Annotated in this window: 13 protein-coding genes; 9 read left to right on the plus strand and 4 right to left on the minus strand. The window is 54.6% G+C overall.

The window, feature by feature from the left end:
- The 3 genes from ACFPOF_RS16465 to ACFPOF_RS16475 form a co-directional block, all read left to right on the plus strand.
- A partial coding sequence (locus ACFPOF_RS16465) for a hypothetical protein (protein WP_378134558.1) occupies positions 1-254 on the plus strand: 254 nt, incomplete at its 5' end.
- Positions 255-358: 104 nt separating this feature from the next.
- Positions 359-688, plus strand: coding sequence for a helix-turn-helix domain-containing protein (locus ACFPOF_RS16470; protein ID WP_378134560.1), 330 nt, complete (start codon positions 359-361; stop codon positions 686-688).
- A 32-nt stretch (positions 689-720) separates the two neighbouring features.
- Entirely contained in the window at positions 721-1,011 is a 291-nt protein-coding gene (locus tag ACFPOF_RS16475; RefSeq protein WP_378134562.1) for a hypothetical protein, read from the plus strand.
- 75 nt (positions 1,012-1,086) lie between these two features.
- Here the strand turns inward: ACFPOF_RS16475 and ACFPOF_RS16480 are convergent, their stop codons facing one another.
- Entirely contained in the window at positions 1,087-3,114 is a 2,028-nt protein-coding gene (locus tag ACFPOF_RS16480; RefSeq protein WP_378134563.1) for an S-layer homology domain-containing protein, read from the minus strand.
- A gap of 201 nt (positions 3,115-3,315) precedes the next feature.
- Positions 3,316-4,404 carry a M24 family metallopeptidase gene (locus ACFPOF_RS16485; protein ID WP_378134565.1) on the minus strand — a complete coding sequence of 363 codons (1,089 nt, stop codon included), beginning with the start codon at positions 4,402-4,404 and terminating at the stop codon, positions 3,316-3,318.
- 88 nt (positions 4,405-4,492) lie between these two features.
- Between ACFPOF_RS16485 and ACFPOF_RS16490 the strand changes: the two genes are divergently transcribed.
- Together ACFPOF_RS16490 and ACFPOF_RS16495 are read left to right on the plus strand one after the other, a co-directional pair.
- Positions 4,493-5,404, plus strand: coding sequence for an aldo/keto reductase (locus ACFPOF_RS16490; protein WP_378134567.1), 912 nt, complete (start codon positions 4,493-4,495; stop codon positions 5,402-5,404).
- Between the two features lie 92 nt (positions 5,405-5,496).
- Complete coding sequence (locus ACFPOF_RS16495; RefSeq protein ID WP_378134569.1) at positions 5,497-6,351, plus strand: patatin-like phospholipase family protein; 855 nt, start codon at positions 5,497-5,499, stop codon at positions 6,349-6,351.
- 25 nt (positions 6,352-6,376) lie between these two features.
- Here ACFPOF_RS16495 and udk read toward each other — a convergent pair whose 3' ends face one another.
- A complete protein-coding gene (gene udk / locus ACFPOF_RS16500) occupies positions 6,377-7,000 on the minus strand; it encodes a uridine kinase (RefSeq protein WP_378134571.1) in 624 nt (207 codons plus the stop codon).
- Between the two features lie 448 nt (positions 7,001-7,448).
- On the opposite strand from udk, the gene ACFPOF_RS16505 reads away from it, so the two are divergent.
- Entirely contained in the window at positions 7,449-8,021 is a 573-nt protein-coding gene (locus ACFPOF_RS16505) for a beta-class carbonic anhydrase (protein WP_378134573.1), read from the plus strand.
- Between the two features lie 51 nt (positions 8,022-8,072).
- Here the strand turns inward: ACFPOF_RS16505 and ACFPOF_RS16510 are convergent, their stop codons facing one another.
- A complete protein-coding gene (locus ACFPOF_RS16510) occupies positions 8,073-9,044 on the minus strand; it encodes a DNA-methyltransferase (RefSeq protein ID WP_378134575.1) in 972 nt (323 codons plus the stop codon).
- Between the two features lie 165 nt (positions 9,045-9,209).
- On the opposite strand from ACFPOF_RS16510, the gene ACFPOF_RS16515 reads away from it, so the two are divergent.
- From ACFPOF_RS16515 to ku, 3 genes are all read left to right on the plus strand, one after another.
- The gene (locus ACFPOF_RS16515; protein WP_378134577.1) at positions 9,210-10,355 is read left to right on the plus strand and encodes a GntR family transcriptional regulator; all 1,146 of its coding nucleotides are present in this window, start codon (positions 9,210-9,212) and stop codon (positions 10,353-10,355) included.
- A gap of 116 nt (positions 10,356-10,471) precedes the next feature.
- A complete protein-coding gene (locus tag ACFPOF_RS16520) occupies positions 10,472-13,483 on the plus strand; it encodes an alpha-mannosidase (protein ID WP_378134579.1) in 3,012 nt (1,003 codons plus the stop codon).
- 111 nt (positions 13,484-13,594) lie between these two features.
- Positions 13,595-14,443 carry a non-homologous end joining protein Ku gene (gene ku / locus ACFPOF_RS16525; RefSeq protein ID WP_378134581.1) on the plus strand — a complete coding sequence of 283 codons (849 nt, stop codon included), beginning with the start codon at positions 13,595-13,597 and terminating at the stop codon, positions 14,441-14,443.
- Positions 14,444-14,451: the final 8 nt, after the last annotated feature.

A 14,451-nucleotide genomic window follows, 5' to 3' on the forward strand; every position in this document is an offset into this window, starting at 1 on the left:
GTCAAAATTCTTCTGGCCGAGAAAGAACGCGAAATAAAGATCATAACTACGTCATGAATCGATTTTATACGGAAGACTCCGGAATTAGGGGGTCGCACCGGAATAGCCTGGAAAAACCCGGCTACAAAGCGCCAAAGGCCACGCGCAGCACGAATAGCCGGGAAAAACCCGGCTACAGAGCGCCGAAGGCCACGCGCAGCACGAATAGCCGGGAAAAACCCGGCTACAGGGCGCCGAATTCCACCCGCCGGTAAAAATCGGTTGAAAAACGCAACAATTCTCCTTGGCGTTTAACACATAGGTTGAAGTTGAATGATCGTGCATGTTATCGTTGCTATGATTTTGTTGGGTGATAGGCATGGGTTTCGATAATGGCATGATCGGCATGAGGATCAAGAAAGCCAGAGAAGGCAAAGGTCTGACGCAAGAGGCGCTGGCGGAACATCTGGAAGTGTCCAATGCATACGTTAGCAAGATCGAGAGGGGAAAGACGGCCCTTAACTTGGATACGCTTTCCAAGATTACGATGCTGCTTGAACAAACGTCGGACTACATATTGACCGGGGCGGACACATCATCTGCAGACTACATGCGCAATGAGATCGTGGAGATGCTGCAGGGCTGCTCTGCGGAGAAGATCAAGCTCATCGCTCAAATTATCAAACCTATCATCGAATACAAAGAATAGTCGCAAGCAAATGAAGGGGGTCGCTTTTCTCGTTGAATTTTGCTCTGTATTTGGCTTGTACGTTCTTAGAACGTAGTCTCCGTATGTTCGATCTTGATCATCTGAAGGTTCGCATGCAGGAACGCACTCTCGTCATCTACTCCGAGGAAAGTGGCAAACAATCTCCGAGAGCGATTTTTACTTTATTCCCAGGCAATCAGTTTCTGTTGTTTGTGGCGAATCATAGAGGGAAGTGGCAGCCGACTCCGTTTATCGGAACAGCGGCAGAAGTATGGAAAGTGCTCACAAGTAAGTGTGTATTCGCGTTGGCGCGCTGGCCGTAACTTAGGCAGCTTATGAAGAAGAGAGTCGTCCATCCAGGTCATGCATTGACTGGAGGACGGCTCTCTTTTTTTTTATTATTTGATCGCAAGCATTCTCACAATCGCGGCTACGGCCTCGGCCCGGGTGGATTGGGCAGCCGGAGCGAAGCGATTATCTTTCATCCCGCCGAGCAGCGAATATTGACCGGCAAGGGCTGCCGCGCCTCTGGCCCAACCGGGAATTGCTTTGTCGTCGGCGTAGCTGGAGATGGCCGTGGAATCGGTAGGCTTCTTGGAGGCTTTGACGACCATCGTGATCATCTCCGCATGGGTGATTTTCCCCTGCGGTTTGAACGTGCCGTCCGCATAACCGCTAATGATCCCCAACTTCACGGCGGCGGCGACGGCATGGGCGGACCAAGTCTCGATCTTGCTCTTGTCCTTGAAAGCGAGATCCGCAGGGTCTTCGCCGGGCTGCTTCAATCCGTTCATGAGCATGACGGTGAATTCGGAGCGGGTGATGTTGGCTTCGGGGCGGAAAGTCCCGTCGGGATAACCGCTTGTGATTTTGGCGTCAAATGCTTTAGCGATGTCAGCGGCTGCCCAATGGCCGGTCACGTCTTTGAAGACACTGGGTACGGCGGAACCGGGCGTTACGGTCACGGTAACGGAGGCGCTATATTCGCCTTCTTCGGTCGTCACGGTCACGACCGCGCTGCCCGCAGATACGCCGACGATTCGGCCGCTGCCATCGACGGAGACGACCGCCGGATCGCTGCTTCGCCACATCGTTCGTTTATTAACGGCTTGTTGGGGAGCGACCGTAGCTGTCAACGTCGCCATTTGACCGGCTTCCAGCGTCGTTGCAGAAGTGTTCAAAGTCACTCCGGTCGCGGCGAACGTGCCGATCGCATACAAGACATTGCGTTGTGCTGTCGCCGAATTCAACGGACTGGCGATCGCGTACACTGTCCCATCCGGACCCGCAACGGGAGCGAAATACGCTTTGGGATCCGCATCGGCGTACTTCCAGAGTTTCTTGCCTTCCGAGGAGACGGCGTAGATATAGCCGTAAGTCGCGACGTAGAGCGTCTCGTCGGCGTTCATGCCCAATTCGAATTTTGTATCTCCGGCGAGGGCGCCGTTGACGCTAGGGTCGGTCTTGTCGACGGACCATTCCCACTGTTTCTTGCCCTCGGGGGAGAAAGACATTAAGCGGGAATGAGGTGTCGCTCCGGACTCCCAGAAGTTCATATAGACGCCATTACCAACTACCCATGAATCCGAAGGTGCTGTATACGGAAGCTCCCATCTCAGTACGCCACTGGGCTTGATCGCCACGATTTTGGCCGGTGTGCGCGCGAGAATCGTGCCGTCAGCGCTTCGCTTCAGGCGAACAATATCCTTGTTGCCGACCGCGTAAGTCCACTTTTTGTTGCCGTTCGAGTCTAGGGCGACTACGGTGTAACCGATAGCCGAATCGTATTCCGCCACATACAAAATTCCGTTGGCCGCAGTTACCGGACTGGACGCACCGTGGTCTCCGTATTTCCATTTGATGCTGCCGTCCCGCGGAGAGACGGCGTAGACGCTGATGTTGTCGTTGATATAGATGGTGCCGTCCGATCCGTGAGTAGGCGTGGAGAACACTTCTTTGTCGAGCGTCCATTTCGTCAATCCGTCAGGTCCGATGGCGAACACTTTCTTGCCGGCGGACAAGATTACGGTTCCGTCGTCTTCGACAGAAGGCTGACTGGCCGCCAAGCTGGTCCCCGCTGGCGCTTTCCAGCTCCATTTCACTGTGCCGTGAGGCTCGAGCGCGGCTAAGTAATCCCGATCTCCGGTATTGAAATGAACCGAGACGTATACAGTCCCGTCTTTGCCGACAACGGGCGGACTGAGTGAATCTCCCAGAAGTGCTTTCCATCTTAACGGAGCTTCGCGATTTAGCAGCAAGTCGGCCGGGAGCTTGATGTTCAGGTCCCTGTCGATTTTAATGATCGGCCCAGTCACGTTGATAGCCGAGAGAGCGTATGCCGGACTGGCGAGTAGCGTCAATGACGTCGCAAGCAGAAGCGACCCCAGGGAACAGCGCTTAAGAAACGACAACGAAGCTGATTTCAAGAAAATCGCCGCCTTTCGTCCAAATAAAGAGAGGGAAAAATAATGGAATTATGTGTATATATCATACCAACAATGGCAAGAAACCTATAGTGATTTTCTAAAATTGCTTCTCATTGACTAGTTCCGAACGCCGAACAGGCTGCTCCGAAAGTCATCCAAGAATGACTTTCGAAACAGCCTGTTGAACAATCTTGCCGATTGTTACCCAATAACCGTCAGCGTCTTCGGGAATGTCGTCAGCACTTCGACGCCACTAGCAATGACGAGCACATCGTCTTCAATGCGCACGCCGCCGACGCCCGGCACGTAGACTCCCGGTTCGACGGTGAAAATCATGCCTTCGCGCAGCAAATCTTCATTATTTCCGTGGATGGACGGGTATTCGTGAATATCCATGCCAAGGCCGTGGCCGAGCCGGTGGTTGAATTGCGGCCCATATCCGGCGGAAGCGATCGTCTCGCGCGCGGCTCGGTCGAGGCTGCCGAACGTGACGCCGGGGCGAATCGCTTCGATCGCGCGAAGATTGCCGTTCAGCACCGTGTCATAGATTCGCTTCGCATCGTCGGAGATGTCTCCAACCGCGAAAGTCCGCGTGATGTCGGAGGCGTAACCGTCTGAGTACACGCCGAGATCGAACAGCAGCAACTCTCCTTCGCGGATGATCGTGCCGTCCGGATGGCCGTGCGGCAGCGCCGATTTGGCACCGGCGAGCACCATCGTATCGAACGAAGGGCCTTGCGCTCCGAGCTTCTTCATTTGATATTCGAGCTCTGCTACAATCTCGATTTCCGTGACGCCGGGTTTAACTTTAGCGATGCCCGCGCGAAGCGCATCTTCGACAAGGCGAACGGCACGGCGCATGCGTTCCGCTTCTTCCGGCGACTTGATCGCCCGCATCTCGCGCAAAGGCAAGCCGATATCGACGTAGCTGCCCGCACCGATTACTCCGATTAACGTCTCATACTTGCTCACGCTCAGATGTTCTTTTTCCACACCTAAACTCTTGACGTTGCCCGGAATCAGCTTGCGCAATATTTCATAAGGGTTGTCGGTATCGTCGTGCGTATGGATGCTTTGCACAGAGGAAGCTGCGTGCGCTGCCTCGTAATCGAGCGCCGGTACAAGCATAAGCGGTTCTTCCCCGCGTGGAATGAGCAAGCCGAGGAAACGTTCATGGGGATCGGTCGCGAACCCGGTTAAGTAGTAGACATGTTTCGGCGACGTGATGAGCATCGCGTCGAGCTGTTGTTCGCTCATCCATGCTTGAAGGTTGTTTATGCGTGAATTCATTTGATCTACCGCCTTTCGACTCTATTGTACATCTTCTCCTTCATTCCATAAAATAGAGCTATGTAGATGAAGGGGAGATTAACCAATCATGAAGCAAAATCAATTAGGCTCCTCGGAGCTTATCGTCGGCGAAATCGGGCTTGGCTGCATGTCGCTCGGGACGGAAGAGGGGAACGCGGTCGCGCTCATTCACGAAGCGATTGATCGTGGCGTTACTTTACTCGACACGGCCGATCTGTACGACGACGGGATGAACGAGCGCATCGTCGGCAAGGCGCTCAAGGGCAGGCGCGATCGCGTCGTTCTTGCCACGAAAGCGGGCAACCGGCGAGTTCCCGGGCAAGACGGATGGACGTGGGACGCTTCCAAAGCCTACATCAAGTCGGCGGCCAAAGAAAGTTTGCGCCGCATACAGACGGATTATATCGACCTATTCCAACTTCACGGAGGCACGATGGACGATCCGATAGGCGAGACGATCGAAGCATTCGAGGAGTTGAAGCGGGAAGGGTGGATTCGGGCGTACGGCATCTCTTCGATTCGTCCGACTGTGATTCGAGAGTATGCCTTGAGGTCGTCAATCGTGAGCGTTATGAATCCGTACTGCATTGCGGATCGACGGGCGGAGGAACAGGTACTGCCGCTTCTTCGCGAGCGCGGCATCAGCGTGATCGCGAGGGGTCCGTTGGCGGGCGGCGCGTTAGCCGCGAATCGCGAGCCGACGAAGCCTCACTTGGGCTACGGCATAGATGAGCTCCGCTCGTTGCGCGCGCGGTTAACGGAACTGACGAGCGAAGAAAGAAGCTTGACGGAGCTGGCAATTCGTTACTCGCTGAGCGATCCGGCGGTTGCCGCGGTCGTTCCTGGCGCGAGTTCACGCGAGCAATTGCTGCTCAACTTGAAAGCGGCCGACGTTCCTGCGCTGACGGCAGAGGAACTGGCTGCAATCCGCGATGTGAGCGAAGCGAATCGGTACGAAGCGCATCGATTGGTCGATTGAAAGGTCAATTGATTGACTCGTCGAAGCGCGGATAGGTACAATGTTTGTATTGTTTGTATTCACGGATGCAGTGGCATAGTAAGGGGATTCGGATGGACGGAATCGGACTCGTATTGGAAGGCGGGGGCATGCGCGGGGTTTACACTGCGGGTGTACTGGAATATTTCATGGAGCAGGACGTTTATTTTCCATATACGGTCGGCGTATCCGCAGGGGCATGCATGGCGGCGAGTTACTTGTCTCGGCAGCACGGGCGCAACAAACTCATTAACACGGAATGGGTGGCCGATCCGCGTTACTTGTCTTGGCGGAATTTTTGGACGAAGCGGCAGTTGTTCGGAATGGATTTTATTTTCGATGAAATCCCCAATTCGCTCGTTCCGCTGGACTACAAGACATTCAGGGAAGCGGGCGAAGAACTGGCCGTCGGAACGACGGACATCGAGACCGGGGAGACGGTATACTATCGGAAAAGCGAACCGGGAATCGACATGATGAAAGTCATGCGGGCGTCCAGTTCGCTGCCCTTCATAGCTCCGATTGTGGAATATGGCGGCAGACGTCTGCTCGACGGCGGTATATCGGATCCGATTCCGCTTCGCCAAGCGGAGAAGGACGGGTACGCTCGCAATGTCGTCATACTGACACGCAATGCGGACTATCGCAAATCCCGAAACAAGTTTACCTGGATTGTGAAGCGCGCTTATCGCCGGTTTCCTGTGTTCGTGAAAATTTTGCTGTCGCGCCACAACATCTACAACGGCCTGGTGGACTACGTTCGCGAACAGGAGCGGGATGGGAAATGTTTCGTCATTCGCCCGATTACCCCGCTGGCCGTCGGACGGATGGAGCGTGATCCGGTGAAGCTGGAAGTGCTGTACCGGCAAGGCTACGAGGACGCGAAGCGCCTGCTTCCATCGTTAAGAGCATGGGCAAGGGAGCAGTAAATGAAGACACGGATTGCAACGGCTTTTACACTCGCACCCCAATCAAATATTTCTCGGTCAATATCGACAGCAGTTGGATGCCGATCTCATTCTGCCCGCCTTCGGGGATGATGAGGTCGGCGTATTTTTTGGACGGCTCGATGAATGCGTCGTGCATCGGCTTGACCGTCTTCATGTATTGGTCGTAGACGGATTGGATCGTACGCCCGCGTTCCTCGATATCCCGGAGCACGCGGCGAAGGATTCGGACGTCCGGATCGGTGTCCACGAACACTTTAATGTCGAGCATTGCTCGTAAATTCTCGTCCGAGAGAACATGCAGACCTTCGACGATGGCGATCCGGTGCGGCAGCAGCTCGAGCGTCTCGGTGACCGATCGGGAATCCGTCGTGAAGTCGTACACCGGCGCGTGAGCGACTTGTCCGCTCTTGAGCATATTCAGATGCCGGATCAACAGCTCATTGTCAAAAACAAGCGGATGATCGTAATTGATCGCGCGTTTCTCTTCCTTTGACAGACCTGCGTGGTCTCTGTAGTAGTTATCCTGCGAAACAAACGTCACTTTGTCCGTACCAAGCCGCTCAATGACGGAACGGGCGACTGTCGTTTTGCCCGAGCCCGTGCCTCCTGCAATTCCGATAATCAGCATCTTAGTTAGTGAACCTCCTGGTTGCGCGCTTTCTAATTCTCGTATTGTAGCATAGCGCAACTGCGAAAACACGCCCAAGCTTACTGGCGCTTGCTGCATCAGTGAACGGCACGAAAAAAGACCATCCGAAGATGGTCTTTTCTCTACCCGAGCGGCGCTTAGTCGAACCTTAATGTATCCCGCGCCTCCAGCAGTAAACGGATTACGTACCGGATCGGGTAAGGGATACGTTCAACATCTGACTCTGAATGTTGACGCACCTCCTTTCCTGTAAAGCTATCTTAGCAGAGGCGAAGAAGCTTGTCTACACAAAATTCGGAATTATCAGAAAAATCTGAAAAGGCTTGTCCTTTACCGACGCTATCGCATGATGGTAGACTATCGATTAAGTTCCTGCAGATATTCTACGGACAGATAGATAGAGCGATAAGTGCGAGGAGGAGCAGAGATGTCCATCGTTCCAAGTTTGGTGGCGTTCAATAAGAAATTCGTCGAGGATAAACGATACGAAGAGTTTCTCACGGATAAGTTCCCGGACAAGGAACTCGTAATTGTGACCTGTATGGATACGCGGCTCGTCGAGCTGCTGCCCAAGGCGCTCGGAATGAAGAACGGAGACGCGAAGTTTATTAAGAACGCAGGCGGCATTCTGACCCAACCGTTCGGGAGCGCGATGCGCAGTATTCTCGTCGCCGTGTATGAGCTCGGGGCTCGCGAGGTTGCCGTGATCGGCCATCACGGCTGCGGCATGACGGAATTTGATTCGGAGAAGATGGTCGGCAAATTTGTCGAGCAAGGTATCGACCCGCTTGTCATCAAAACGCTTGAAGATTCCGGCATTCGTATGGACAAATTTTTGAGAGGCTTCAAGCGCCCCGAAGAAAACGTCATGCACAGCGTGCGAATGATTAGAAGGCATCCGCTGTTCCCGGCAGCGATCCCGGTCCATGGTTTCGTAATGGACCCGGAAACGGGCGCCTTAGAGGTCATCGTTGAAGATTACCGTGAAGTTGAGCGATAAGCAGCGGCATTCTCGATTCGGCAAAAGAAAGAGCGAACAAGGCCAGGGCGCCTACGTTCGCTCTTTCTTTTGCTTCTCGCGCAATGAGTTGCGCTCCCAGAATACGCCTTCCGAGAAACCTTGAATCGAGGCGTCTTCGTCTGCAAGCGCGAGCCGTTTCTCGGCTAGGCAGCAATAGGTCTCATCCGCTTCGATGCCGACGTAACGGCGGTTTAGCTTCTTCGCGACGACGGAAGTCGTGCCGGATCCCATAAACGGATCTAAGACGATGTCGCCTTCGTCGGAGCTTGCGAGAATGATTTTGGCGAGCAGCTTCTCCGGCTTCTGGGTCGGATGGTCGGTATTTTCCGGCATCGACCAGAACGGGACGGTCAAGTCGGTCCATACGTTGGACGGGTAGGTCAGTCGATATTTGCCGCCGTCGGTTTCATCCCCGACCCAATCTTTCGGCTCGCCGTCTTCCTTCCGATAAGGCGCGATGACTTTCCGCTTGAGCTTGACTCTGTCGACGTGGAATTTATAATCGGCCGATTTTGTGCAGAACCAGATGTCCTCGGAGGCGTTTTTCCAGTTCGTCAGAGCGCCGCGTCCTTTTTCCCGTTCCCAGGTTATCCGATTTTGGATGAGCAGATACTTGGACGCAATCTCGTAGATCGTATGGCTTGAGCGCCAATCTCCGCAGATGTAGACGGACGCATTCGGCTTCAGAAGGCGAACGAGACGGGAGAACCACGAGTCCATCCATTCCGCATAGTCTTCGCTATCCATTCGCAAGAACGTTTTACCGTTGAAATTTTTCGTCAAATTATAAGGGGGATCGATGAAGAGCAGGTCGACGAATGCATCCGGCAATTCGTCCAGCGCCTCGAACAGATTCTGATGTATGGTTTTATTCGCGATGCCCGCGACATCCGTCGGTCCGTTTAACGTGAGCAAGTTGCGTCCGTAGAATGCCCGTTCTTCCTCGGACAACGTCACGGTACGGTTCCGTCCCGCCCGGCGGCTTATTTCTTCGGGTTCCATTTCACGTGCTCCTCTCTATTCCTGACAAGGGCTATTATATACGTTGCGTGCTATTCTTTCATCCAAAAGGTGAACGGTTTAATAGTTGGTGGCGCAATAGGTATATGCTATATTTGATATGTAATATTCGCACGTGACATTTCACAGCGTTGGAGGTTTAAGGTAATGAGTGTGGAAAGAGAACCGCTGTACGTTCAAATACAGAACCACTACAAGAAACTGATCGGCTCCGGGAACCTGCGGGAAGACGATAAAATTCCGACGGAGAAAGAAGTGCTGGAGCAATTCAACGTCAGCCGGATTACGGTTGCCAATGCGCTGAACGAGTTGGCGCGCGAAGGGTGGATTTACAGGATACCGGGAAGAGGCACTTATGTGAAAGGCATTCCCGAGTCTTATGTCCCGCAGGCCGTGCCGGCCGCCGCCCAAGTTGCGCCATATTCGGAAACCGCCGAAGGATCGAGCCGACCGAAGATCGGTCTCGTCTTTCCTTTCGTGGATGACTTCTTCGCCATTCGTCTCATCCGAGGCATATCGAATGTGCTTGAAAGAAGCGGCTATTCGTTGCTGATGATGTTTTCCTTCAATTCGAAAGAGCGGGAGAAGGAAATTATTCGCGATCTGAAGGACAACGTTGCAGGGCTGATCATCTTTCCGGTCGATGCGGAAATCTATAACGAAGAAATCATCGCGCTGAAGATGTCCGAATATCCTTTCGTGCTGATCGACCGTTACTTGCCGGGAGTGGAGACGAATGCAGTGATCTCCGACAACGCGAAGGCTGCCAAGCTGGCCGTTGACCACTTATGGGAGCTTGGTCACCGCAACATTGCGATTTGCTCGGATTCTCCGAAGCCAACCGTATCGGTAGACGACCGCATCAACGGATACATTAACGCTCTGAGGGAAAAGAATGCGATGATCAATCCGGCGCTGTTCCTGACGGATTTCAACGCCAAGCCTTCGGAGGTGAATCCGGAGCATCCGCTATACCGGTTCATTAAGAACAGGATGGCGACCGCTTATATTGCTTTGAACGGAGACCTCGGCGTTCATATTTGGTCTATTGCAAGGAGTGCGGGACTTCGCGTGCCGGAGGATCTGTCCATCGTGACATTCGACAATCCGGGCTCGAGGATGGACGCATCGGTCATGTTCACGCATATCGACCAGTCCGAGGACGAGATGGGGGAGCAAGCGGCCGAGTTGGTGCTCGAAGCAGTGAGGGGCAGCCGCCATCCGGCGAAAATGCGCAAAATCGTCCAGGAGCCGGCATTGATCGTCAAACAGACGACCGGCGAGATGTTGTAGAAAAATTGAATTAAACGATATATATGATATATTAATGATATAATGTTGTATGCAATTGCAAAGTGTGGCGTATAACATCGACTTATCCATATCGCTTAAAGGAAGGTGCATATGCTATGCCGCATACGCCGTGGAATGCAGGGAGATTAAAAGATACGCTTGGTAATATAGAGCGGAGGATTTACGAGAAGATCGCCCCGCTGTCGGTCGTCGCCTACGCGACGAAGGAGCCGGTCACATTCGCGGAGCGCGAAGCCGGGGAACGGATGGAATTGAAGGCCGGTGAGAGATGGGGAGAACGGTGGGACTGTGCCTGGTTCCATTTCCATGGCGTCGTTCCGGCAACGGCTGCGGGTAACAAAGTCGTGCTGCTACTGGACGTGAATGGAGAGCTGTGCCTCTTCGACGAAGAAGGGACCCCGACCCAAGGCCTTACGAACGTGAACTCGGAATTCGACTTGTCGCTCGGGTTGCCGGGTAAGCGGGTTGTCCACGTTGCCGATCCCGCGTCCGGCGAAGAAATCATTGATCTGTGGGCGGACGCGGGCAATAACGACCTGTTCGGCTACTATCGGAGCGGTACGCTGAAGGAAGCGGATATCGCAATCTGCCGGGAAGAGACGAGAGGGCTGTATTACGATTACGAGGTGCTGCTGGATCTGGCGGTCGCGCTCGACGACAAGTCGGCGAGACGCGAGCGGATTATGCAAGGCTTGTACGACGTGCATCTGCTTCTCCGCAATTGGAGTGAAGAGAACGTAGCCCGGGCGCGCGGCATTCTCTCTCCATTGTTGGAGAAGAAGGGCGGCGATCCGACACTAAGAGCAAGCGCGATCGGGCACGCGCACATTGACTTGGCATGGCTGTGGCCGATTCGGGAGACATACCGGAAAGGGGCTCGCACGTTCGCGACGGTGCTGCGACTCATGGAACGTTATCCGGACTACGTGTTCGGGGCGAGCCAGCCGCAGTTGTACGCCTGGATCAAGGAACAGCATCCGAAGCTGTATGCACAGGTGAAAGAACGGATCGCGGAAGGGCGCTGGGAGGCGCAAGGCGCGATGTGGGTCGAGCCAGATTCGAACGTCGCGGGCGGCGAGGCGTTGGCGCGCCAGATTTTGTACGGCAAACGTTTTTTCCAGGAAGAATTCGGTTTGGGTATGCGCATGCTGTGGGTTCCGGATATTTTCGGCTATTCGGCGGCATTGCCTCAATTGCTGAAGTTGTCCGGCGTCGACTATGTGATGACGCAGAAGCTCAGTTGGAACACGCATAACGACCACCCCCACCACACGTTTCATTGGGAAGGCATCGACGGCAGCCGCGTGCTGACGCATTTGCCTCCGGAAGATACGTACAACGGGCCGGCGCTGCCTCGTTCGTTCGTGAAAGCGGAGAGAGAATACTTGGACAAGAACGTATCCGAGCATTGCCTTGTTCTGTTCGGCATCGGCGACGGCGGAGGCGGTCCAGGCGAAGAGCATTTGGAGCGTCTTGCCCGCCAGCGCAACTTGTCCGGTATAATCCCGGCAGAGCAGGAGCATGCCTTGCATTTCTTCGAGAAGCTGGAAGCGAACAGCGACCGGTACAAGACTTGGAAAGGCGAACTGTACTTGGAGAAACACCAAGGCACACTCACAAGCCAAGCGCGCAACAAACGTTACAATCGCAAGCTAGAGAAGTCTCTTCGGGAGCTGGAATTCGCGGCGTCTCTCGCGCTAGCGGCGGGTGGCGCTTATCCGTCGGAAGAGCTGGAGACGATCTGGAAAGAAGTGCTTTTGTACCAATTCCACGATATTTTGCCGGGCTCGTCTATCAAAAGGGTGTTCGACGAATCGTTGGCGCGGTATGAAGCGTTAAGTATCCGAGTGGAGGAGATGATCCGAGACGCCTACCGCGTTGCGTCATCTTCCGTGAGCTGTGATGGAGGCATGAGTCCTTCCGTAATCGCGTTTAACTCGGTGCCGTGGGAGCGAAGCGAATGGCTTGAAGTGGACGGCGGCTGGACGAGAGTTACAATTCCGGCGATGGGTTATCGAGCGTTGGACGGCGCGGCTGTCGTAGCAGAACCTTCGGCGGGACTTATGGCTTCGGCGCAAAAGATAGAGAATGACCTGATTCGAGTCTCATTGAATGACGACGGCAGCGTAAGCTCGATCTTCGACAAGGCGCTCGGCAGAGAGGCGATTGCCTCCGGCCAAGCGGGCAACGCGTTGTACGTCTACGTCGACAACGGGGACGCTTGGGATTTTCCCGAAGATTACGCGGGGGCTGCGCCGGACAAGTTCGAGCTTGTCGACACGGAAGCGTCGGTCGACGGCCCGAAAGCAGTCGTCGTGCAGCGCTATCGTTATGGCCGATCGACGCTGACGCAGAAGATCATCCTGACGTCCGGAAGCAAGCGGGTCGACTTCGATACCGAATGCGATTGGAACGAGGACGGCCGTATGCTGAGGGCTTCGTTCCCGGTTAACGTCTATACGGACCAAGTCAACTGCGAAATTCAATTCGGCCACTTGAAGCGCCAGACCCACCAGAACACGATGTGGGATTACGCGAAGGACGAGATTTGCGCGCACCACTGGATCGATTTGTCGCAGCCGGATTTCGGTGTCTCCCTGCTGAACGATTGCAAATACGGCTTCAGTGCGAAGGGCAACGTCATGGACGTCAATCTTCTGCGCAGCCCGAGCTTCCCGGACGAGGCATGCGACCGCGCGATTCATCGATTCGTCTACGCAATTTTGCCGCATGAGGGAGATTTCATTCAAGCTGAGGTTTATAAAGAAGGTTATGAACTAAACGTCCCGGTCCGATTATCGGACAACGCGCCGGAACGAAGCGGAGCGGCATCCCTGCCGACTTCCGCCTTCGAGCTCGGCTCGTCGCGGACGATGATCGAGGCGGTCAAGAAAGCAGAGGACGGCAATTCGTTAATTGTGCGCCTTTACGAGACGGCAGGCTCCGACGCGGACACGTTCCTGCAGGTGAACTTGCCGCACAGTGGCGCCTGCCTGACCGATCTGATGGAGAATCCGATTGGGGAACTTAAAGGCGAAGGCGGGCGGTATCCGTTGCACTTTTCGCCGTTCGAAATCAAAACGGTAAAGGTCGATTTACCCTCTTAAACGGCGTTTGCATGATCATTTTTTTCTGTTAAGTTGAGGATAGCCGCGTATCGTTCTCCCCCGCCAGGGCAATACAGGGAATATATGATTCTAGCAGGGGAGAAATGATAGATGCACGCGATGTGGAAGGGAACCGTTCAAATCGCCAAAATCCAAATCCCGGTCAAGCTGTACGCGGCGACGGAGGACAAGGAGCTGTCGCTTAAGCAAATGCATGCTCCGTGCGGAGGCTCGGTATCCCACTTGAAATACTGTCAGACGTGTGACGCGAAAATAGAGCCGGAGGATATGCGGAAGGTCTACGATCTGGGCGGCGGCAACGTCGTGGAGATTACCGAGGACGAGTTGACGAGCCTTGCTCCCCCCGCGTCGAAGACGATGATCGTGGAGCAGTTCGCGAGTGAGGCGGAAGTGGAGCGTCTACGGCTGAAAAAGCATTATTACGTCGGTACCGACGAGGTCGGGGAGGAAGCGTTTCGGCTGCTTCAGGCAAGCTTGCGGCAATCGCGCAAAATCGGCATCGGCTACGTGACGCTTCGCTCCGTTCGGAATTTGGCCGCGTTATGGGCGCAAGGCGAGGGATTGGTTTTATCGACGATGCTTTACGAAGACGAAGTGCGGCCGATGGCGCCCGTGTACGCGAAGTCCCCGGCGGCCGCGGAGAGAACGGCGGTGCCGGAGGCGCATCTGCTCGTGTTTGATCGGCTCGTCGCGGCGATGACGTCGCCGTTCGAAGGCACGCGATACGTCAACCATTACGATTCGGCGCTAAGGGAACTGATCGACAGCAAAATCGCGAAGCTCGCTCCTAAGCCGGCAATGGGGGCGGATCAACAGGGGGTGCGACGCGGGACGGCGCATTTGGAAGATTTGCTCGCATCGTTGACGACGAGCTTGGACGCCGTAACGGGGGCGGGCGGCGACCCGTTCGCTCAGCAAGACTTTGGCCAGACCCATTAGCGCACGTA

Source organism: Cohnella soli, from assembly GCF_042655525.1.
GTDB classification, from domain to species: Bacteria; Bacillota; Bacilli; order Paenibacillales; family Paenibacillaceae; genus Cohnella; species Cohnella soli.